21 protein-coding genes, 1 tRNA gene, 1 pseudogene and 1 CRISPR repeat array are annotated in these 21,513 nt (G+C 54.3%); all 23 genes and pseudogenes read right to left on the reverse strand.

The annotated features are described in order from the left end of the window. Nucleotides 1-12: 12 nt before the first annotated feature. Nucleotides 13-1,074 carry a threonine synthase gene (gene thrC, locus QMD53_02825; protein MDI6799592.1) on the reverse strand — a complete coding sequence of 354 codons (1,062 nt, stop codon included), beginning with the start codon at nucleotides 1,072-1,074 and terminating at the stop codon, nucleotides 13-15. Then, complete coding sequence (locus tag QMD53_02830) at nucleotides 1,067-2,362, reverse strand: homoserine dehydrogenase (protein ID MDI6799593.1); 1,296 nt, start codon at nucleotides 2,360-2,362, stop codon at nucleotides 1,067-1,069. Before QMD53_02830 ends, thrC begins: the two co-directional genes overlap by 8 nt. A gap of 31 nt (nucleotides 2,363-2,393) precedes the next feature. Further along, complete coding sequence (lysA, locus tag QMD53_02835) at nucleotides 2,394-3,695, reverse strand: diaminopimelate decarboxylase (GenBank protein MDI6799594.1); 1,302 nt, start codon at nucleotides 3,693-3,695, stop codon at nucleotides 2,394-2,396. A 97-nt stretch (nucleotides 3,696-3,792) separates the two neighbouring features. Then, on the reverse strand, nucleotides 3,793-4,632 hold the full coding sequence (locus QMD53_02840) for a deoxyribonuclease IV (GenBank protein MDI6799595.1): 840 nt from the start codon (nucleotides 4,630-4,632) through the stop codon (nucleotides 3,793-3,795). Between the two features lie 29 nt (nucleotides 4,633-4,661). Beyond that, entirely contained in the window at nucleotides 4,662-6,347 is a 1,686-nt protein-coding gene (gene argS / locus QMD53_02845; GenBank protein ID MDI6799596.1) for an arginine--tRNA ligase, read from the reverse strand. 42 nt (nucleotides 6,348-6,389) lie between these two features. Next, a pseudogene (locus QMD53_02850) lies at nucleotides 6,390-6,548 on the reverse strand (S1C family serine protease). Between the two features lie 191 nt (nucleotides 6,549-6,739). Continuing rightward, nucleotides 6,740-6,815: transfer RNA gene (locus QMD53_02855), tRNA-Thr, on the reverse strand. A 28-nt stretch (nucleotides 6,816-6,843) separates the two neighbouring features. Then, nucleotides 6,844-7,656, reverse strand: a complete 813-nt coding sequence (locus QMD53_02860; protein MDI6799597.1) for a stage 0 sporulation family protein — start codon at nucleotides 7,654-7,656, stop codon at nucleotides 6,844-6,846. Further along, nucleotides 7,656-8,783, reverse strand: a complete 1,128-nt coding sequence (gene holB, locus QMD53_02865; protein ID MDI6799598.1) for a DNA polymerase III subunit delta' — start codon at nucleotides 8,781-8,783, stop codon at nucleotides 7,656-7,658. Before holB ends, QMD53_02860 begins: the two co-directional genes overlap by 1 nt. Further along, nucleotides 8,777-9,397, reverse strand: coding sequence for a dTMP kinase (gene tmk, locus QMD53_02870; protein ID MDI6799599.1), 621 nt, complete (start codon nucleotides 9,395-9,397; stop codon nucleotides 8,777-8,779). The genes holB and tmk overlap by 7 nt, the downstream gene beginning before the upstream one ends. A 38-nt stretch (nucleotides 9,398-9,435) precedes the next feature. Beyond that, complete coding sequence (locus QMD53_02875; protein ID MDI6799600.1) at nucleotides 9,436-9,963, reverse strand: Fe-S-containing hydro-lyase; 528 nt, start codon at nucleotides 9,961-9,963, stop codon at nucleotides 9,436-9,438. Continuing rightward, nucleotides 9,956-11,311, reverse strand: coding sequence for an MFS transporter (locus QMD53_02880; GenBank protein ID MDI6799601.1), 1,356 nt, complete (start codon nucleotides 11,309-11,311; stop codon nucleotides 9,956-9,958). Before QMD53_02880 ends, QMD53_02875 begins: the two co-directional genes overlap by 8 nt. After that, nucleotides 11,308-12,153, reverse strand: a complete 846-nt coding sequence (locus QMD53_02885; protein ID MDI6799602.1) for a fumarate hydratase — start codon at nucleotides 12,151-12,153, stop codon at nucleotides 11,308-11,310. Before QMD53_02885 ends, QMD53_02880 begins: the two co-directional genes overlap by 4 nt. Nucleotides 12,154-12,167: 14 nt before the next feature. Continuing rightward, the gene (mdh, locus tag QMD53_02890; protein MDI6799603.1) at nucleotides 12,168-13,097 is read right to left on the reverse strand and encodes a malate dehydrogenase; all 930 of its coding nucleotides are present in this window, start codon (nucleotides 13,095-13,097) and stop codon (nucleotides 12,168-12,170) included. A gap of 129 nt (nucleotides 13,098-13,226) precedes the next feature. Further along, nucleotides 13,227-15,278: a DNA topoisomerase I gene (locus QMD53_02895; GenBank protein MDI6799604.1), complete on the reverse strand. Its 2,052-nt coding sequence runs from the start codon at nucleotides 15,276-15,278 to the stop codon at nucleotides 13,227-13,229. Nucleotides 15,279-15,436: 158 nt separating this feature from the next. Beyond that, nucleotides 15,437-16,078 (reverse strand): cytochrome b/b6 domain-containing protein, encoded by a 642-nt coding sequence (locus QMD53_02900; GenBank protein ID MDI6799605.1) that lies wholly within the window; start codon nucleotides 16,076-16,078, stop codon nucleotides 15,437-15,439. A 15-nt stretch (nucleotides 16,079-16,093) separates the two neighbouring features. Beyond that, the gene (locus QMD53_02905) at nucleotides 16,094-16,309 is read right to left on the reverse strand and encodes a hypothetical protein (GenBank protein ID MDI6799606.1); all 216 of its coding nucleotides are present in this window, start codon (nucleotides 16,307-16,309) and stop codon (nucleotides 16,094-16,096) included. After that, a complete protein-coding gene (gene tatC, locus QMD53_02910) occupies nucleotides 16,287-17,051 on the reverse strand; it encodes a twin-arginine translocase subunit TatC (protein MDI6799607.1) in 765 nt (254 codons plus the stop codon). Before tatC ends, QMD53_02905 begins: the two co-directional genes overlap by 23 nt. Further along, nucleotides 17,048-17,287 (reverse strand): twin-arginine translocase TatA/TatE family subunit, encoded by a 240-nt coding sequence (locus QMD53_02915; GenBank protein MDI6799608.1) that lies wholly within the window; start codon nucleotides 17,285-17,287, stop codon nucleotides 17,048-17,050. Before QMD53_02915 ends, tatC begins: the two co-directional genes overlap by 4 nt. 99 nt (nucleotides 17,288-17,386) lie before the next feature. Continuing rightward, nucleotides 17,387-18,010, reverse strand: coding sequence for a phosphoribosyltransferase family protein (locus QMD53_02920; protein ID MDI6799609.1), 624 nt, complete (start codon nucleotides 18,008-18,010; stop codon nucleotides 17,387-17,389). A 114-nt stretch (nucleotides 18,011-18,124) separates the two neighbouring features. Next, nucleotides 18,125-19,297, reverse strand: coding sequence for a hypothetical protein (locus QMD53_02925; GenBank protein MDI6799610.1), 1,173 nt, complete (start codon nucleotides 19,295-19,297; stop codon nucleotides 18,125-18,127). 291 nt (nucleotides 19,298-19,588) lie between these two features. Continuing rightward, complete coding sequence (locus tag QMD53_02930; GenBank protein ID MDI6799611.1) at nucleotides 19,589-19,753, reverse strand: hypothetical protein; 165 nt, start codon at nucleotides 19,751-19,753, stop codon at nucleotides 19,589-19,591. Between the two features lie 70 nt (nucleotides 19,754-19,823). Then, a complete protein-coding gene (locus tag QMD53_02935; protein ID MDI6799612.1) occupies nucleotides 19,824-20,015 on the reverse strand; it encodes a hypothetical protein in 192 nt (63 codons plus the stop codon). Between the two features lie 107 nt (nucleotides 20,016-20,122). Continuing rightward, nucleotides 20,123-21,434: a CRISPR direct-repeat array (repeat unit 29 nt; unit sequence CGGTTCATCCCCACGCATGTGGGGAACAC). Nucleotides 21,435-21,513: the final 79 nt, after the last annotated feature.

A 21,513-nucleotide genomic window follows, 5' to 3' on the forward strand; every position in this document is an offset into this window, starting at 1 on the left:
GAGCCTCGATCTTTAGGGGATGGGGTCGAAGATGGCCCTCTCCACCGATTCATTGGTGGCATCGACTTCGATTATACCTCTGCTATGCTCGATGGCATTGTCCGGATCTTTGAGGCCATGACCGGTCAGGACGGAGACGACCGTCGCACCTTGTAGGAGGGCCTTCTCTTTAACCATCTTGAGGAGGCCGGCAACCGAGGCGGCCGAAGCGGGCTCGGCGAAGATGCCCTCCTTTGCGGCTATCAGTTTATAAGCGGCGATTATCTCGTCGTCGGTGACCATGCCAATCGTTCCGCCCGACTCATCCCTTGCCTTGGTCGCCTCGTCCCACCTGGCCGGATTGCCTATGCGGATGGCGGTGGCCAAGGTCTCGGGATGTTCTATCGGATGACCGAGGACTATCGGGGCGGCCCCGGCCGCCTGAAAGCCCATCATCTTGGGCAGAGTCTTGGAGAGTCCGGCCCTCCGATACTCGTTGAACCCAGCCCAATAGGAGGTGATGTTTCCGGCGTTTCCGACCGGTATGAAGAGATAGTCGGGGGCGCCATCGAGCTGGTCGCAGATCTCGAAGGCGGCAGTCTTCTGCCCCTCTATCCTGAATTGATTCACCGAATTGACCAGGGTGATCGGATGTTTTTCGGTCAGAACGCGCACGATCTTTAGGGCCTGATCAAAGTTTCCATTAACCGAGAGGACCTTGGCCCCATGCATGAGAGCCTGGGAGAGCTTGCCGAGGGCTACCCCGCCTCCCGGTATCAAGACTATGCAGTCCATGCCGGCCTTGGCTGAGTAGGCAGCGGCAGAAGCTGAGGTGTTTCCAGTCGAAGCGCACATGACCGCCTTGGACCCCTCCTCTACCGCCCGGCTGATGGCCATGGTCATGCCCCTGTCCTTGAAGGAGCCGGTCGGATTGAGCCCCTCATATTTGAAGAATAACTTGAGTCCCAGCTCTTCGCTCAGATTGTTCGCGAAGATGAGCGGGGTGTTGCCCTCGCCCAAGGTTATGACCGGAGTCTTCTCGCTAACCGGCAGAAATTTTCGGTAATGCTCGATCAGGCCGGGCCACTTAACCATCCTTCTTATCCTCCACCCTTATCACGTTGTATATGCCACCCACCTCATCCAGCCCTTCGATGCCCTTAAGGGCCTTTCTGAAATTGCCCTCTTTGACCTCGTGGGTGACGAAGACTAGGTCGGCGGCATCTTCGGCCGTATCCTTCTGGATGACGCTTGCAAGGCTCACTTGGCAGTCGCCGAAGACCTTGGAGATCTTGGCCAAAACACCCGGCCTGTCCAGAGCCTTTACGCGAAGGTAATATCTCGACCGCATCTCTTCGGCCGGTTTCATCTTGAGATTCATGAAGCAGCCGCAGCCCGCGCGGCCGGTCGCCCCATAACTTATGTTCCTTGCAATGGCGATCACGTCGCTGACGACGGCGCTTGCAGCCGGAAGGCTGCCCGCCCCTTGACCAAAGAACATGACCTCGCCGACCGAATCGCCCTCGACGAAGATGGCGTTGTATACGCCGCCCACCGAGGCGAGAGGATGGCCCTTAGGGATCATGGTCGGGTAGACCCCTGCCTCAAGGAGGCCGGCTTCCTCTTTGGCGAGGGCGATCAATTTTATGACGTAGCCCATCTCGCTCGCATATTCGATGTCACTTGCCGCGACGCTTGATATCCCCTGAGTAGAGACGTCATCCAACGTAAGACGACTATTGAAGGCGATAGAGGCGAGGATCGCGATCTTGGCGGCGGCGTCCCGTCCCTCGATATCGGCGCTCGGGTCGCTCTCGGCGTAACCCCTCTCTTGCGCCTCCTTCAAAGCGTCATCGAAGGTGCAGCCGCTTTCGGCCATCTTTGTCAAAATGAAGTTGGTCGTCCCGTTGATGATGCCCATGACTTTGATGATCCGGTTGCTGGCCAGAGACTCCTTTAGGGGATGGATGATGGGAATGCCCCCGCCCACGCTGGCCTCGAAGAAGAGATCGACTCCGGACTCCTTGGCCGCCTCTAAAAGCTCTCCTCCATGGCGGCTCATCAGCTCCTTGTTGGCCGTAACCACGCTCTTTTTGGCCTTGAAGGCTCCAAGAATCATGCTCTTTGCGGGCTCGATGCCTCCGATCACCTCGACCACGATATCGATGCCGGAGTGAGCCAACAGGCCGTCCAGATCGACAAAGAGCTCCTTGTTGATCCCAAGCTTATCGGCTTTGTCGGGATTCCTGTCATAGACGGCCCTTATCTCGATATCTATCCCGGTCTTATTTTTGAAATCGCTCCGGTGGAGGGTGAGTATCTTATGGACTCCGCTCCCCACCGTGCCCAGGCCGATCAGACCGACACCTATTTTATTCTTCATATTCCTCTCCCATCAAGCTCAAAAGGAGGTCTTAGAGGGACGAGTCCAGACGGACCAGATCCTCATAACTCTCTCTCCTTATTATCACCTTTGCCGTCCCATCCTTGACCATGACCACGGCCGGACGGGGCTGCTTATTATAGTTGTTGGCCATAGTGTAGCCGTATGCTCCGGTCGCCGGGGTGCAGAGGATGTCGCCCACCTTGGGCTGGGGCAAGAGGACGTCCTTTATCAGGACGTCGCCCGATTCGCAATGCTTGCCGACGACGGTCACCTTATGGTCGCCCTTCAAATCGGCGCGATCGGCTAAAAGGGCCTCATATACGGCCCCGTAGAGCATGGGGCGCAAGTTATCGGACATTCCGCCGTCGACGGCAAGATAAGTCCGAACGGATGGTATCTCCTTGATCGTTCCGACGGTATAGAGGGTCACTCCGGCGTTTCCGACTATCGAGCGTCCCGGCTCCACCAGTATCTTGGGGCAAGGAAGGTCTCTCTTCTTCATCTCCGCCTCGACGCCACCGACTATAGCCTCAGCATACTCCTCGATGGTGGCCGGCTCATCATCGGCCCCATATTTTATACCAAGACCGCCGCCCAGATTTAGGGCTTCGGTCAGAAAGCCGGTCTCCTTGTAGACATCTTCGGCAAAGGCGGCCACTATCTCAATCGCCTTGGCGTAGGAGTGGAGGGCAAATATCTGGGAGCCGATATGGGCATGAAGGCCGACCGGGTTCAAGTTTTTCCTCGTCAGCGTGGCCTTGATCGCCTCCATGGCCACCCCATCGGCCAGACCGAAGCCGAACTTGGAATCTATCTGGCCGGTCTGGATGAAGGTGTGAGTGGAGGGCTTGATTCCCGGGGTGATCCTGAGCATCACGTCTTGGACCATCTCTTTCTCCTTGGCCAAGGAGTCGAGGAGGTCAATCTCGGTCATGCTGTCGACAACGATGGTCCCGACCCCCACCCTTAAGGCCAATTCGAGTTCGCCTGGTGTCTTGTTGTTGCCGTGCAGAAAGAGCCGCTCCGGTGGGAAGGCGGCCTTCTTGGCCGTATAGAGTTCGCCGCCCGAGGCGACGTCGAGCGAAAGGCCCTCCTCTTGAATGATCTGACACATGGCGAGCGCGACAAAGGCCTTGCTCGCGAAGATCACCTCAGTATTTGAGCTGAGATCTCTAAAGGATTTCAAATACCTTCGACAGTTGTCGCGTATCATCTCCTCGTCCATAACGAAGAGGGGGGTGCCGAATTCTTTGGCCAGCTCTACTCCACTTAGGCCTCCTATTTCAAGATGGCCATCCGATCTTATCTTAGAATTTACGGGCAGAACCATAAGATCGTCCTTTCGAAGAAGATTTTGGCGGCCCACGCTCTAACCTAGCCACGCTAAAAGAGTCTAACATAGTAAATATTACCAAGTCAAAGTGGTTTTATGCCAAAAGTGCCCTTATTGTGGCAAGGTTTCTTCTGTCATCCTCTTCGTCCTTTTTGGGAGTCTCCAAGATGGCGTCAAGCTCTCGAATGGCCGAGTGATTCAACAAGATCTTAAAACCATCCAGACCGATGTGGCCCTTTCCGATATCGTCATGGCGGTCTACGCGAGAGCCGAGCGGCGCCTTGGAATCGTTGATGTGTATCAGAAAGAGCCTGCTAAGCCCAAAGGAGCTCTCGATCTCTTCGATCGTCCGCTCTATCCCCTCCTCCGCCCTGACGTCGTAGCCGGCCGCAAATCCGTGGGCCGTATCGAAGCAGACTCCAAAGGAGGGATTCCCCTCCAAACCCTCGATCATCTTGGAGAGTTCACTAAGCTCGGCGCCAAGAGAGCCCCCTTGACCTGCCGTATTTTCAAGAAGAATCTTTGTGTCGCCCTCGATCTTAGGGATGAAGGCCTCGAGTGAGGCGACGACCCTCTCGATGCCCGCCTCGGTCCCTTGGCCCAAATGGCTTCCGGGGTGGAGGACCAGAAAGTCGGCTCCCAGTTGGCCCGCCCTGATAAGGGAGTCCTCAAAAAGGACCATCGATTTGGCGTGAACCTCTGCATCGGGTGAGGCCAGGTTGACGAGATAGGGAACGTGAACGACGAGCGGGCTTAAAGATGACGCCGCTTGGCGCACCTTGAATTCAAAGAGGTCGGCTTGGCCCAAGGGCGGGCTCTTCCAGGCCCTCGGATTGGAGGCGAATATCTGAAAGGTGTCGCAACCTAGGCTCTTTGCCCTATCGACGGCGAGATATACCTTCGGTGAGATGGAGACGTGGCAACCGATCCTCACCCACGGCAAGATCCTTACTGAAGGCCGAATCACATCTTGTCCGGCGCAGATATGCCCAGGATGCTAAGGCAGTTTGCAATGATTTGACGGGTGGCTTCGGCCAAGATCAGCCTCGGCCCGCTTTTGGCCAGATCTTCCTCGCTAGCCGTCTCCTCATCGAAGATGACTCGGCACTTGGTGTAGAAGACGTGAAAGAGACCGGCCACTTCCTCGGCGTATTTGGTCAGACGATAGGGGGCGAGCTTGGTGGCCGAAATCTCTATCACCTCTTCGAACTCGGCAAGCTTTCTCATCAGATCGAGCTCACTCGGATGATCGAGATGAGAGAGACCGTCCCCCCTTGCAATCGCCGCTTTGACCCCCTTTTCGTCGGCAAACCTTATGATGCTCGAGATCCTGGCGTGAGCATACTGGACGTAATAGACGGGATTGTCGGACGACCTCTTCTTGGCAAGTTCGATGTCGAAGTCGAGTGCGGTATCGGTCGACTTGGTCAGAAAGAAGTAGCGGGCGGCATCGGAACCGACCTCGGATAGGAGTTCTTCCAAGGTGACCATCTCGCCGGTCCGTTTGGACATCCTGACCGGCTCGCCCGCCCTGAGCAGGTTGACAAGCTGGCCGATGATTATCGTCAACTTATCCTTGGGATAACCCAAGGCCTCTATGGCCGCCTTAACCCTGCCCGCGTAGCCGTGATGGTCTGCTCCCCAGATGTCGATCAGACCATCGAAGCCCCTCTTAAGCTTATCCTTATGATAGGCGACATCGGCCGCAAAGTAGGTCGGTTCGCCGCTCTCGCGGATTAAAACCCTGTCCTTATCGTCGGAAAACTTGGTCGAGGCGAACCAGACGGCCCCGTTCTCCTCGTAGGTAAAGCCGGCCCTCTTGAGGTCCCAGACCGCCTCAAGGACCGCTCCCGAGCGGTGAAGTTCGCGCTCGGAAAACCAGTTATCGAAGGTGACCCCCATGTCGGAAAGGACCCGTTTAGTGTGGGTGATTACGTCCTTATAGGCGGCCTCGCCCATCTCTGTGAGACGCTCGGCCTCGTCCATCTCGACGTATCGGTCGCCATCCAACTCGATGATATCGGCCGCGATATCCTTGACATACTCGCCCATATAGCCCTCGGGGGGAAATTCCGCTTGGCGCCCGAAGAGCTCCAGGTATCTGGCCGTAACCGAGGCGGCAAAGATGTTCATCTGGTTGCCGTAGTCATTGATGTAGAATTCTTTGTGCACCCGGTAGCCGGCAAAGTTAAGGAGACGCGCCAACGCATCTCCGACGGCCGCCCAGCGGCCGTGACCGACGTGCATGGGGCCGACCGGATTTGCGCTCACGAATTCGATCTGGACGCTCTTTCCCCCGCCCAGTTCGACCCGGCCAAAAGATGGGCCTTTCTTTTTGATCTCCCGAAGGCACTCTCTGTACCAGTCGTCGCTTAAGAAGAAATTGATGAAACCGGGTCCGGCCGTCTCCACTCTGGAGATGAAGTGATGTTCGCCCTTTAAGGCCTCCACCATCTCATCGGCGAGCTTCCTTGGCGATTTCTTTAAGCGTTTGGCGAGGATGAGCGCAAGGTTTGTCGCAAAATCGCCGTGACCCTTCTCTTTGGGGTGTTCTATCAGCACATCGGCCAGCTTTAAGTCATCCAGCTCTCCGGGCGGCGCAACGGTCAGGGCGGCCCGGTGGATGATATCTTTAAGTATCTCTCTCAAATATGTTCGCCTTTCAGATTCGATTTAAGAAGCGAGCCGATCCTACGGCCTCTCTTCCAGGGTTACCTTGGCCGTCATTCTCTCCCTCCCCCTGAAGTAGACCACCTCGACCTGGGCTCCAACCTTCTTAGATCTTATGATGGCGACCAGATCGTCTATTGAGCCGACCGGTTCGCCCGCCATCTGAGTTACGATGTCGCCGCGCTCAAGACCGGCCTATATGGAGAAATAGAAGGTGGATCGGCCGCGGGGACCTGAAGCTCTTCTCTATCCTTTTCGAAGGGCTCTTCCATAAATCCGCCTTTCTTGGCTCAAGTTCAAAGTAAAAGGATAGCAAATAATGAGTTCGATTTTCAACGCGAAGGAGACATGGGGTTGGAAGCAAAAAATGATGGAGCCGACGAGCGGACTCGAACCGCTGACCTGCTCATTACGAGTGAGCTGCTCTACCTGCTGAGCTACGTCGGCATAAAGGCGCACCCTTAAGATCGGCCGCTTACTTCCTCCAAGAGGAGAGCTTTTCTACCTCGGCCAGAGCTATTTCCTGTCTGGCCCCGCTCTCCAATTCGACCACAACCCTCTCTTTGGGTACATTGTAGTCGACGACGACTCCTCTGCCGTGCGGGCTATTGACTTCGGTTCCTCGGGCCGGCGCCCGTTTCTTGAAGTCTTTGTAGGCGCAGTGCTCATACTTGAGACAGCACATCAAACGACCGCAAACGCCAGAGATCTTCGAAGGGTTCAGGGGAAGATCCTGCTCCTTGGCCATCCTGATCGAGACCGGCTCGAAATCATTGAGAAAGAGGGTGCAGCAGAGCCTCTGACCACAGATGCCAAAGCCGCCTATCATCTTGGCTTCATCTCTGACCCCGACTTGACGCAGCTCTATCCTGGTCTTGAATATTTGGGCCAGATCCTTGACCAGCTCGCGAAAGTCGACCCGGCCGTCGGCCGTAAAATAGAAGATGAGCTTGCTTCCATCGAAGACCTGTTCCACGTCTATGAGTTTCATCTCAAGGCCGTGCTGCTCGATCTTCTTCTCGCAGGCCGTAAAGGCCTCTTCCTCCTTCTCTTTGTTCCTCTTGAGCCGGGCAAGATCGCTCTCGGTCGCCTTGCGAAGGACCGGTTTTAGAGGCTGGGTTATCTCGCCATCGCTCACCTCTTCTGGCCCCATCATGACCTGGCCGAACTCATCTCCCCGAGCGGTCGAGGCGATGACCTCGTCGCCCACTTTCAGCTCTATCCCGGCCGGATCGAAGTAGTAGACTTTGCCGGCCTCCTTGAAGGCCACTCCAACCACGATCGCCATCAGGCCGCCTCCTTCAATTCAAACAGCATAACCTCGAGGGCAAGCCTTTTGTTGACGTTTGAGCTCAAAAGCTGTTTGGTTTGAATTACCTTCGAAAGTTTCAGGCAAGCCCCTTCCAAGGAGGATCCTTTAAGTGCCTCCTTGACTCCTTTGAGCTGGTCTAAATTTATCAGGACCCCCTCGCCTGCCCCGGCAAGGAGCGCCGCAAGGTCACGATACCAGGATGAGAAGGTGAATAGAGCCCCCTCGAACAACTCGAGCTCCTTCTTTGCAACCTCTCTCTTATGTTTGAGCTCAAGCCTCTTTGAGATGGCCGAGGCCTGGGCGGGGCTTCCCGCCGCCTCTTTAAGTTCGGCAAGTTCGGCCGCATGAGAGTTGGACAGCAAATCGAGCTGCTGTTTGACGCTCTCCATCAGTTCTTCCACCCAATCGGCCAAGGCAAGTTCGTCTAGGGAACCCATGTTCCTTATGAGCGATATTATGCTCTCTCTCCTTGTAAGTTCGTAGTCGTCGCCCAAGATCTCAAGGGCCCGGCCAAGTGCCCCTTGGCTCAAGCGGGCCGCCAGGCTTGCCTTATTCTGATCCACCTTCTTCTCTTTGATCATGGCCTCCACCATGATCTCCCTCCTTAGGCGCTTGAAAAGGATGTGGCTACACCTCGAGGAGATGGTATCGATGACGCCATCCAGATTGGAGGCTACCAAAATGAAGATGACGCCGCTTGGCGGCTCTTCCAACACTTTAAGGAGGGCATTTGCAGCCTCTTTGGTCATCCTCTCGATCTCGTCGATGATGTATACCTTATAGGGCGCCTCGAAGGCTCTAATCACGGCGTCCCTTCGCACTTCCCTGATCTGGTCTATGGTGATGAAATTGCCCTCCGCCTCCACCTGCCAGACGTCGGGATGGAGGGCGCCCGCTATTTTAACACAAGAACGGCATATGCCGCATCCTTGAGAGGAACAATTGATGCCCGCGGCAAAGGCGGCTGCTGTGGTCATTTTGCCCACCCCTTTGGGCCCCAAGAAGAGGTAGGCATGGGAGATAGATCCTGAAGATATGAAGGTCTTAAGCCTAGATATGGCCTCGTCTTGGCCGAAAATGTCTTCGAAAGAGGTGACTACCATAGGGCTTCTTGAAGGGCCGAGACGACCCTCTGGTGCACCTCTTCTTTGCTTCCTGAGCCGTCCACCACGCAGCAGCGGTCGTCAAAGAGCTGGGCCAGTTTCATAAATCCATCTTGGACGCGGCCGTGAAATTCCAGGCTCTCCCCTTCAAAGCGATCGGCCCCCTTGGCTCTGGCCCTCCCCAGGCCCTCCTCCAGGGGGAGATTTAAGACTATGGTCAAATGAGGGTTTAGATCCTGGGTCGTCCATCTATTCATGTCCAGGAGCTTCTCCAGCGAAAGACCGCGGCCAAATCCCTGGTAGGCTATGGTCGAATCGACATAGCGGTCGGAGATGACTATCTTGCCCTCTTCTAGGGCCGGAGCGACCACTTCTGCTATATGCTGGGCCCGGCTGGCCAAGCAGAGAAGAACTTCGGCCCGGTCGTTTAATTCCGCCGAATCCTCGCTCAATATGATATCCCTTATCTTGTTACCGATTCTGGTGCCACCCGGCTCCCTGGTCGCCAAGACATCGAAGCCCTTGGATTTTAAGAACTCCTCCAAGAGCCCCAGCTGCGTAGTCTTACCTGATCCCTCTATGCCCTCGAGAGTGATGAACGTCCCTCTGTGCATACAACCACACCGCCCTTCGACAATATTTGTTATCATCGTTAAAGTTCAACATAAATATCGCCGCCCCTGCTATCTACGGCAACGATGAGGGGGAAATTTTCCACCTCAAGCTGAAAGACGGCCTCGGGCCCGAGATCTTCATAGGCGACAACTTTGGCCCCCTGCACGAACTCGGAGAGGAGGGCGGCGGCTCCGCCGGTTGCGGCAAAGTAGACGGCCCCATAATCCTTGATGGCCTGCTTGACCTCTTTAGAGCGAGCGCCCTTGCCGATCATCCCCTTGAGGCCGAGCTTAAGCAACCTTGGGGTAAAAGGATCCATGCGGCCGGCCGTGGTCGGCCCGATAGAGCCGATGGTCCGCCCGGGGCCGGCCGGCGTCGGGCCGGCATAGAATATGACTTGGCCGGCAAGATCGATCGGAAGACTATCCCCGTTATCCAAGGCCTCCATAAACCTCTTGTGAGCGGCATCCCTGGCCGTAAAGATGGTCCCGGTCAAGAGGACCTCGTCTCCCACCTTGAGACCTTCGATCTCCTCTTTTTTCAGCGGCGTCTCAATCTTAAGCACGTCCGGCTCCGTTGTTTAGGTCTATTTTCCTTGCGGCCAAGAGGCCTGCCACTATGACGGCGACCCCGCCCAGTATCAGGGTCATCCTGGCCCCGTTGAAACGGGAGATATAGAGGGGCTGCATGCTGGGTTCGACCATGGTCGCAATCAGCCTCTTCAATGCGCGGCTTGCGATGTCGGCGATTATTCCAGAGACCGCGAGGGAAGCCAGGAGGAAGACCCTGATCATCGATTCCAGGATGCTAAAGACCCGCCCCCTTATCTCGTTCTCGACGTTCTCGTGGATTATGGTGTAGGCCGTGATGTTCAAGATGGCCAGATTGACCCCGGCTAAGACGATTATGGCTATAGCGAGCTGATAATTGGAGATGGACGAGAAGGCCACCATCGAAATACCAAAAGCGAGTATGGAAAAGGAGAATATCTTGTCCTTGGGCAGAAATCTTCCGATCAGGCCGGCGATGAAGCCGCCTATGACCAGGCCGATGCCGAGGGCCGCAATCAGATACCCGAAACCGGCCTCGCCGATCTTTAGGACCTCGGTCGAATAGACGACGCCGAGCGAGTAGATGGAGCCGCCTCCCAGTATGGCTATCCCCAAACTGATCAGCATATATTTGACGACCCCATCCTTGCCCATGAGGGAGAAGCCCCCGAAGAGGTCCTCTTTGATCTTGAAGAAGTCTATCTTCTCAACCAGATGAGCCTCTGGTTTGGGCAGGCGAATGAAGGAGAGGGCCAAGGCTGAGAGCATGAAGGTGGCCGAATCTATATAAAAAGCGGCCGAGGGTCCGGTCAAGCGAGCAAAGAAGGGCAGATGGCCCCAGACCAGTTCGACCAGCAATATGATGGTCGCCCCAAAAGCCGATCCGATGATCATGGTCAGGTAATTGGTCGTATGCGAGATGGAGTTTGCGGTCAGGATATCTTCTTCCCCGACTATCTCCGGTATTGAGGCGTCCTTGGCCGGCATGAACAGGATGGCGCAGGTCTCAAGGAGGAAGGCTATCCCATAGACTCCGAAGATGTTCTTCATGAATGGGAGGGTCAGGATGAGCAGGCCCCTTATCAGATCGCAGGCTATCATCAGACGGCGCCGGTCGAAGCGATCGACTATGACTCCGGCTACAGGGCCGAAGAAGAGGGCGGGAAGCATCTTGAAGACCATGAGCGTTCCCACGGCCAGGCTGGATCTGGAGAGCTTATAGACTAGAGAGATCATGGCGACGACGATGATCCAGTCGCCCAGGCTGGAGACGGCCTGACCAAACCAGAGGAAGAGGTAGTTTTTATTCCTAAAGAGCCTCTGGTAAGTCGGCTTCTTCTCTTCCAATTCTTCTCCGATCAAATCGACCTCACCCCAGACCTTAAGGCCGCACAGCCGAAATTTATGGCGAGCGGGAGGCTCGCCATATGACAGGGATAGCTCTCGATGTTTACGCCCAAGGCCGTGACCCTGCCTCCGAGTCCCCCGGGGCCGATGCCAAGCTCGTTTACCCTCTCAAGCAACCTCTTCTCAAAATCGGCCAGTCTTGGGTCGCCATTCCTTATATCTATGCTTCTCAAGAGGGCTTTTTTGGCAAGATAGGGGGCGTGGTCGAAGGAACCGCCTATCCCAAGGCCGATGACAAGCGGCGGACAAGGGTTGGGGCCGGCCTTCTTGACCGCCTCGATTACTGCCCGCTCCACTTCCGCCTCGCCCGAGCCCGGAAGGAGCATCTTTAAGACCCCCACATTCTCGCTGCCCGCGCCCTTGGACATCACGTGTACCTTTACCTTATCGCCCCCCGTCACCTCGACCGACATCAGGGCCGGGGTATTATCTCCGGTATTCTTCCTCTCATAGAGCGGATCGGAGACGATAGACTTTCGCAAAAAACCCCTATTGTATCCCCTTCTTATCCCCTGGTTTACGGCCTCGTCAAGCGGGCCTCCGGTCAGGGTAACCCCTTGGCCGAGCTCGATTAAGACGTTGACCATGCCGGTATCTTGACAGATGGCAAGCCTCTTCTCTCTGGCTATGGCCGCATTTTCGATGAGTTGACTCAAAATTGAGCGGCCCGTTAGGCTCTCCTCAACCTTGAACGAAATCTTGAGGGCTGAGAGGATATCCTCTCTCATATTGTAGTTGGTCTCTATTGAGAGCTCTTCGACCGCCGAGGCTATCAGCGAGGTATCGATCTTTCTCAAATTATCACCCGAATCTATTGAAACGTTGCGCCGAGCTCGATTACGGCTTGCCGAACCTCGTCGGCCGCAAGCTTCAAGGAGTAGCGCTCCTCCTCATTCAAATCCAACTCGACTATCTTTTCGACCCCAGCCGCGCCAAGTATAATCGGAACCCCCAAGCAGATGCCCTCGATGCCGTACTCACCTTGAAGCATGACGGAGGCGGAAAGCAAGCCCTTTTCATCTTTGGCTATCATTTGGACCATCTGAGCGACCGAGGCGGCCGGAGCGTAGAAGGCGCTTTTCGTCTTGAGATACGAGACGACCTCGGCCCCTCCCCGCTTGGTCCTTTCGGCCAACCCATCCATCTCCTTTTGACCCAACAGATCCTTGAGCGGCGTCCCCGAGACGGCGGCAAGCCGGCTGAGCGGCATCATCAGCTCACTATGGCTCGCGATGACCTGGGCTGAAACTGAAGCGGGAGAGACGCTTAGCTCCTCGGAGATGAAGTATCTGAACCGGGCCGAATCGAGGGCGCCGCTCATCCCGATGACGCGGGCCGGCTCAAAGCCGCTTCTTTGAAGTGTCAGGTGGGTCATCGCGTCCAAGGGGTTGGTGACCACGATGACCTTGGCGGCGGGGGCAAGCCTTGCGATTCTCCCGGCCAAGGGGCCGACGATTTCAGCATTCTTAAGGAGAAGATCGCTTCTGGTTATGCCCGGCTTTCTGGCAAAACCGGCCGTGATCACTACGATGTCGGAGCCTTCAAGATCATCGAGATCGTCGCTTCCAAATATCCTGCTTGAAAAGCCGAGGATGGGAGAGGACTCCATCATGTCCAGGGCCGTCCCTTTGGCCAGTCCCTCGACTATGTCTATCAGAAATACGTCAGAAATCTCCTTGGTTGCGATCAGAAAAGCTGAGGTGGAACCGACGTGACCGGCCCCTATGATGGTCGTCTTCAATTATCATCTCGTCCTTGTCAGATTAGATTGGCATCGTTAACTTCAAGGCCAATATTTTATCACATATGGGATTATGGGAGCCAAGAGCTGGAAGATATATAAAAATAAATCTGCAGTTAAACTGGGTTATTATTCCTCTTTATCCGACTTCTTGGTTGGACAGGCGGGATCCAAGCAGAGGATCCAGGGACGTTTCTTGGCCGTCAGCACCTTGACCTTGGGAGCGCCGCATTCGGCGCAGACCTCACCCTGAGGAATGATCTCTCCGAATTGAGGAAGGGGGAAGGCGGTCTTACAATCGGGATAGGAGGCGCAGCCGACAAAGCGCTTCTTGGTCCGCTTGGAGCGGATGACCCGAAGCTCGCCGCAGCAATTTACGCAAGTGCCGACTATCTTGCCTTCGCGGATGCCGTTTCTGATCTCCTCACCCACTTCGGCTTCGCGTTCCTCTAGGAGTTTGGTGATATCTCTTAAGATATTGCGGGAACTCGAGACGACAGACTCCTTGTCGGCCTTGCCCTCGGCTATTCTATCCATGCTCTTTTCCAGCTCGGATGTGAGATCGGGGCTGGCGACGGCGGCTGCGTTCTTGGTCAAGGTTTCGCTGACGGCTATTCCCATCTCGGTCGGGATGATGGGGTCGCTGTGGATGTATCCGCGATCGTAGAGGTTCTGAATGATGGCATGGCGAGTCGATTTGGTGCCAAGACCGAGCTTCTCCATCTCGCCGATGAGGCGGCCCTGACCGTAGCGGCCGGGCGGCCCAGTCTCCTTGGCCTCCAGAAGGGTCTTTTTGACCTTGACCCCATCGCCCTCTTTGAGGTCTGGGATATCCTCATCCCCTTTGCGCCCGTAGCTGTAGAACCCCAGCCAGCCCTCTTTGACCACGCGCGATCCCTGGATATAGAAGGGCTCGGAGCCCTTCTCGTCCTTGCGCTCGATCTCGATATCAAGGCGGCTGCTCTGGGTGGTGGCAACCGGGGCCAAGGTGGCCATGAATCTTCTGACCACCAGCTCATATACCTTCCACTCTTCCGGACGGAGAGCTTCCTCTTTAGCGAGCCCGGTCGGATGGATGGGCGGATGGTCGGTCGTCTCCTTCTTGCCCCTGGTCGGCTTGAGTTCCTTCTGGGCCAAAAGCTCTTTGGCCAAGGGGCCAAGCGGCTCGCTCTCGGCAAGGGTGGTCAAGATATCCTTTATGTCGAGCGAGGCCGGATAGACGGTATTATCGACCCTGGGGTAACTTATAAGTCCATCCATATAGAGGCCCTCGGCTATGCGCATGGCATAAGAGGGAGAGAGTCCGATTGAGGAAGCCGCCGTTAAAAAGGCCGTCGTGTTGAAGGGAGATGGCGGAGCAAGCTCCTTGTCCGTCTTTTTGGCCGAGACCACGGTCCCTTTTTGGCCAAGGTTCTCTATTACATCCTTGGCCTCTTCTTGCCGCAAGAACCTATCCCTTTTGTGCAGGACCGAAAAGCTATTATCCTTACTATCGGTAAGGAGCGCCTTTATCTGCCAGTAAGGCTCGGGGATGAAGGCCCGCCTCTCCTTCTCGTTGGAGACTATTAGGGCGAGAGTTGGGCTCTGAACTCGGCCAACCGAAAGGAATTGACGGCCGAGACGCATGGAGGCGAGAGAAATAAAGCGGGTGAGCGTCGCTCCCCAGATGAGATCGATATCTTGCCTGGCCTCACCGGCTTTGGCCAGATCGACGTTGAGCTCCTCCAGTTCGGTAAAGGCCCTCTCTATTTCGGGCGGCGTGAGAGCGGAGAATCTCGCCCTCTTTATGGCCACATCCTTGCGCACTTCCTTTATCTCGCTGACGGCGTCCAAGCCGATCAGTTCCCCTTCGCGGTCGAAGTCGGTTGCAATTATCACCTCATCCGCCCCTTTGGCCTCCTTCTTTAAGGCCTTGATTATCATTTTTTGGGTAGGCACTTTGACTATCTCGGCATCGATCAGCTCGATCGGCTTGATCTTCTGCCAGTTGCTATATTCTTCCGGGAAATCGACCTTGAGGATGTGGCCCTTAAGCCCCATCGAGACGGCCTCCTCGCTCCCCATTTTGAAGCGGTAAGAGGGAATGCCGTAGCTCTTCTCCTCCTTGGCTTTGCCCTTGGAGAGAATGGCGGCTATCCTTTTTGCGGCATTATCTTTTTCGCTGACTATCAGTCTTGCCATTCTTTTGACCTTTCTTCTTTGCCCTCAATCAAGCGCTTATGTTAGCACAGCCCATCGAAAAATAAAAACTAAAATGGTGGATTATTATTTCAACCAATAAAAAATCCCGCTTGAGCCGTCTTTGGTTCAAGCGGGATTTAATCCTTAAATGAAAAGTATCAGCCAGCCATGCCGCCCCTCATTCTCATCTCATAATCCTCTTTGAGCCCCGGGGTCTCTCTCCAGAATACCCAGTGCATCATGATGGGGTTGCCCTCCTGGATGGCGATGGCGGCATGGATGGTGGTGAAGATGACAAAGACCCACATCCCGATGTAGTGAAAAAGGCGGAGCCAAGCGGCAGCCAGGGCGGCTCCCCCAAAGATGGGAGCAAATGCGAGGAGGAGACTGGACCTGAAGACCAGGGCAAAGCCGGTTATGGCTTGAACGATCAGAAGGATCCAGAATAGATTGTAGGTCACCTTCTGAAGCGAGGCATATTTGGCGACTTCGGGATAGTCGTCCTTTAGGTGCAGGTAGTACATGAGGACGGCCGGCGTATTCTTGAAATCGGCCGCTCCCATCTTGAGGTCGTCGATGGCCCCTTTGTCAGCGCTCTTAAATCCATAGACTATCCTTAAGATCAGATTGATGACGACCACGTACATCAAGATGTAGTGGGTCCATTTCATCAGCTCCATACCCTGATCGAAGAAGGGAAACCGGATATAGAGACCACTGATGGCCAGACCGATTATACTTATCATATGAATGAAGTGCGCCATCCTTCTAGGAACCGGCGCATAGGTAAGTTCCGCCACGATCAATCCCCCTTTTTAATGTTTATGGGCGAGCTTTTCGCCCGGCTTAGCCTCGTATTCTCCCATGAGCGCCTTGATCTTAACATCCTTTTTTCCCAAAACGTTGCGAGCGAACTGGCCGGTAAATATGCGAATAATGAAATCTGCTACGAAGAAGGCGAATATAACGGCGATCCAGAGTCCGAAACCCAAGACATCCGCCCACACGTTAACCTTTTGAAGTAGCGTCAATCTCCACACCTCCCTCTAAAGTTTTTTCTCTCTTCTTTCTAAGTCTTATGTACCACCAGGACAGCAAGATGCTGAATTCATAGAGGATCAGCATCGGAGCCGCGAATATACTCATGGTGACCGGGCTCCAGTCCGGGGTGGCCATGGCCGCGAATACCAGTATTATTATATAAGCGTATCGCCAATTCCTTCTTAAAGATCCGGGCGACACCACGCCGAGCATCACCAGAAACAGTATGAAGAGCGGCGTCTCAAACGATATCCCGAAGGCGAAGAGGAAGAACACGGCGTAAGAGGCATACTTCTCGACGGTCAGGACCGCCAAGATCCTCCCCTCGGCTTGGGCAAGTAGCCAGCCCGTTCCAACCGGCATGATATATTTATAACCGAAAAAGACGCCCGAGGCAAAGAGCGTCGCCGCTATAAAGACTATCGGATAGATCAGCTTCTTCTCTTTGAGTTTTAGGGCCGGAGCCACAAAGACAAAAACCTGGTATAGGACGACCGGAAAGGCGAGAAGGCTGCCGGCAAAGAGGGCTATCTTGAACTTGACCATGAAAGGATCGAGCGGGCTTAGGTAGCTCAGTTTGATCTCGCCCGCGGGCTTTACGAGGATGTCCAAGATGTCATAGGCAAAGGAGAAAGAGAGGACCGCGCCCATTAGGATGGCTATAGCCGAGCGGATTATCCTCTTCCTGAGCTCATCTAGGTGATCCAAGACGGACATGGGCTGATCGCTCAACCGTCGCTCCCCTCCGCCTGGGACACCTCTTCGGCCGCCTTTTCGGCCGCCCTCTTCTCTTCAAGTTCGGCCTGAATGAACTCCATCTTTATTTGGTTTTCAATCTGGTAAGCCGCCCGTTTAAACTCTCTGATGAACTTACCCATGCTCCTTCCAAGTTCTGGAAGTCTCCTCGGACCGAATATGATCAGGGCGATGAGGAGAATGAATAAAACTTCGGTCATGCCAAGACCCATGATACCCATTAATACACCTCTTGCTAAAAGATAATAGCACCTTAAGCCCGATTAGTAAGCGCTATTGATAATTCTCATGCAAATTACGTCATCCATTGATTATACATTCATGGCCGCCATAACCTCTTGATCCGTAGTCTGCGAAAAGTCCTCGTAGGCTTGGCCAACGGCGTAGAATTGATCGGGCACTAGCGGACAGACCAATTCGTCCACATGACCCTGGAAGAGATCGAGCGTCTCCTTGGGAGCGACCGGCACGGCCAAGATGAGTTCTTTTAGGCCCGATTTTTCGAGGGCTTTTACGGCAGCCAGGGCGGTGTAGCCGGTGGCAAGACCGTCATCAACCAAGATGACCGTGCGGCCCTTGAGATCGAGGGCGATGTCCGCTCCGATATATTTAGCCCTATACTCATCGGCCTCCTTCGCCTTCCTTTCTATCTCGTGTTCGATATAGGCCTCGGGAATCAAGAGACGCCTTATGACCTCATCGTCCAAGATGTAGTTATCCTTATCGATCAGGGCGCCGATAGCAAATTCGGGGTTAAAGGGAGCGCCGATCTTCTTGGCTACAATCAGCTTCAAGGGGGCCTTAAGGCCGCTCGCAATCTCCTTGGCGGTAATCACCCCACCTCTGGGAATGGCGAGCACGATGACGTCTCTCTCGGCATACTTCTTCAAATGGCCGTAAATAACCTTGCCGGCTTCCGCCCTGTCTTTATACATGGCAGCCTCCTGGAGTCGATGGGTGAAAAGATTCTAGCACATGAAACGCCGGTTTTGCAGCATACCGGCCGGCTCTGCAAGTTCGAACCAGATAATGGATGGTGCGGCCGGCTCTCAATAGCGGAGCCACGCCCCAGCCAAGATCCCCTTGGGCAGCTCCTCCTTCTTCTTGGCATAAACGACCCCGCCGCTAAGGAGCGTATGAACGGCGGCCAGATCCAAAAGATCCTGGCTCTCAGCCTTGGCTTGCTTGTGCAGCTCCACCTTGCGCAGATCGGGCTCGAATAGTCCCCACTCTTGAAAATCGGTTGCAACCAGCAAGGTGTCGATGCGGCCCTCGTGGGCGGCGATGACAATTTCTTTCATATCGCTAGTGGCCTCTCTGCTCTTGCTCCCGATGAGCTCTTCATATTTTGCGATCGCCTCGCTCTGCTCTTTTTCAAAAAGCGGGCCAACGATATCGACAGCCTGCTTATGAAGAGACTCGGTGCTCAGTCTGTCGGGGCTTCCCTCGATGGTCTCATCCAATATGAGAGGGTAGCCGCTCGCCTCGCGGTAGATCGATAAGAGATAGCCGACCCCGGCCAATATCAGGGGAGCCCTTTCCCTTTTAAGCCTCTCCTTGAGACCTTTATCCACCTCTTGGAAGTATCTTAAGAGATTTTTCTTGGCATCGTCCGCCCCAACGCCGCCGTGGCCGTGAAACATGGCCTGGCCTCGGCCCCCCGCGCCCGGCGCGGTGGCAGCGATGTGAAATTGAAGCTGGCTCTCTGGTTCCTCATCGAAGCGAAGGGCCTCGGCAAGACTCGATGGCGCCGCCTTAAGATCCACCTCGTCCGCGCTAAAGCGGCTGCATTGGATGAGTCTAATCTCGTTTTTGCTTAAGGCCAGGATGAAGAAACGACCGTCGTTGTAGAATAGTGAAAGGAGCGGTTTGACGTGGAAGCGTTCGCCGACGGTCGCCAATTCCTCGAACTCAAGGGGTAAACGATAGCGGAAGGCTTTCTCTCTCGAAAGGAATATGGCAAGCCCCTCGCCCTGGTGTTGCCAGAATAGACCGTCACTCATTAGGGGCCTGACCGGATCGAGCAGGGTCTTTGCCTCGACCGCTCGCACCCCCTTCTCCATGAGCTCCTCTTCGGCCATTTTAAGCAAATTCTTCAATCGGAGCGGCCCCTCTTCTGTCTCCCTTCCCATGCGCGCGGTCGGCATGTAGATAGAGACAGAGATTCCACTGGAGGCCCCCATGAGCTCCTTGAGGTCTTCCTCGGTAAACATATCAATCATCTGATCCGCCCCCTTTCCCGTTGATGCGCTTTTCAAAGTTTAAGTTGCCGGTAAAACCCAAGCGAAACAGAGAAGGTACCACAAGGTAATAGATCTTTCCTGAAAATTGATGGATAAAAGAAGAACTTAACTACAGTATCGCCCAATTTTGAGCAAACTTCAATCGAGTTGGATCTCCTTCTGCCTCCGACTTAATCCTTGAGGTTAAGCAACCAATTTGATCTCTCTGGGCCAAGGCGCAACTTAATCTGACCGATTAAGCGCAAAGCAAAGGTGAAAGCCAGCTCTGCCTTATGCCAGAATCGTTTCGGCCTGGGTGAAGGGCAGTTTCAAATCGTGGGCAACTTCCTGGTGAGCAACCTTGCCCAGAGCGATGTTTAAGCCCGCCCTCAAATGCGGGTTGTCGGCGAGCGCAGTGCGCCAGCCCTTGTCGGCGAAGATGTAATAAAGATTCAAGATGAGCTTAGATGCAAAGATTAAGAGATCGCCTGACCGGCCCCCAAAATTTAACTGGCAATCAAAAGAGTTACCCCTCTGGTGTGCTCAGCCCCAATAAAAATTTATCGGCAGGCATGATCTCTATGCCGCCCTTGAGCATTTTATCCTCCCCTCTGTAGACGAGAAACCTTTTCGCTTCAGGATAATCTTCCCCAAAGGTCTTGAGGGCTCTGATATCTTGAGGATGTATGGTCGTCGCATTCTTTACCTCTATCGCCATAAAGTTTCAATCCACGCCCCCGACCCTCAAAAAAGAGGATAGTTTCAATCCACGCCCCCGCACGGGGGGCGACGAAAAACCTCCTTACTGGGGTTTTCTCCCAATCGCGGTTCATCCCCACGCATGTGGGGAACACTAATCGTTTTCAAAACCACTGTATAAGTATCGTCGGTTCATCCCCACGCATGTGGGGAACACAATAGCCTCATCTCCGTCGTATAGTCGTATCATGGTTCATCCCCACGCATGTGGGGAACACAAGATTCCAAATATAAACAAATATATTAGTGACGGTTCATCCCCACGCATGTGGGGAACACTACAGTATTTTGAATAAACTATTAACAGTTACCGGTTCATCCCCACGCATGTGGGGAACACAACGCAGGAAAGAATTAAAATATGATGAATTACGGTTCATCCCCACGCATGTGGGGAACACGCCGATGATCTTCTTAATTTATTTTTTGATTACGGTTCATCCCCACGCATGTGGGGAACACTTCCCCAAAACTTCGGCCAACCTAACGTGTTCCGGTTCATCCCCACGCATGTGGGGAACACGAGCCAGACCCGTAGGCTGTTCTAAATTCTACCGGTTCATCCCCACGCATGTGGGGAACACATCTAAAAGCTCGGGTCTCTCCACTAAAAATTCGGTTCATCCCCACGCATGTGGGGAACACTAATTGATTTGCCAGAACACAATCCATTTCACCGGTTCATCCCCACGCATGTGGGGAACACTTTTGACGCGATTATTGTTGAGGAATTTCGACTGGTTCATCCCCACGCATGTGGGGAACACGATGTATCAAATTTCAAATTATGTTCTCCAACCGGTTCATCCCCACGCATGTGGGGAACACCATTGATGGCATCAAAGTTATACCCCCAGTATCGGTTCATCCCCACGCATGTGGGGAACACGACTAATCCTCCATATGCCTGCTCCCAGACTCCGGTTCATCCCCACGCATGTGGGGAACACAATACTCCCCCGTCTGTAAAGCCTACTAAATACGGTTCATCCCCACGCATGTGGGGAACACGAAGGAAAAGGCCGAAGCAGTTAAAAGAGCACCGGTTCATCCCCACGCATGTGGGGAACACATCAGACCCGTAATCCTGCAAATCCACGGGCGCGGTTCATCCCCACGCATGTGGGGAACACAACCAGTCATAATGCGGAACATAAGCAAATAGCGGTTCATCCCCACGCATGTGGGGAACACGTGTTAATGACACTGATTATGTTTTTTCAAAACGGTTCATCCCCACGCATGTGGGGAACACTGCATCGTCAATTTCCTCCTCGTCGAGCTCTTCCGGTTCATCCCCACGCATGTGGGGAACACCTGGTTAGAGGGGTCAGCCTATAAATATTATACGGTTCATCCCCACGCATGTGGGGAACACACTTCTTGAACTTGATATATTTATTGAGCAAGCTCAATAAAGCACCGAATTAGTCAACTTATGTTTAATATAACACGAT

The organism is Actinomycetota bacterium, from assembly GCA_030017835.1.
In the GTDB taxonomy this organism is placed as follows: Bacteria; Actinomycetota; Aquicultoria; order UBA3085; family Oleimmundimicrobiaceae; genus Yes70-04.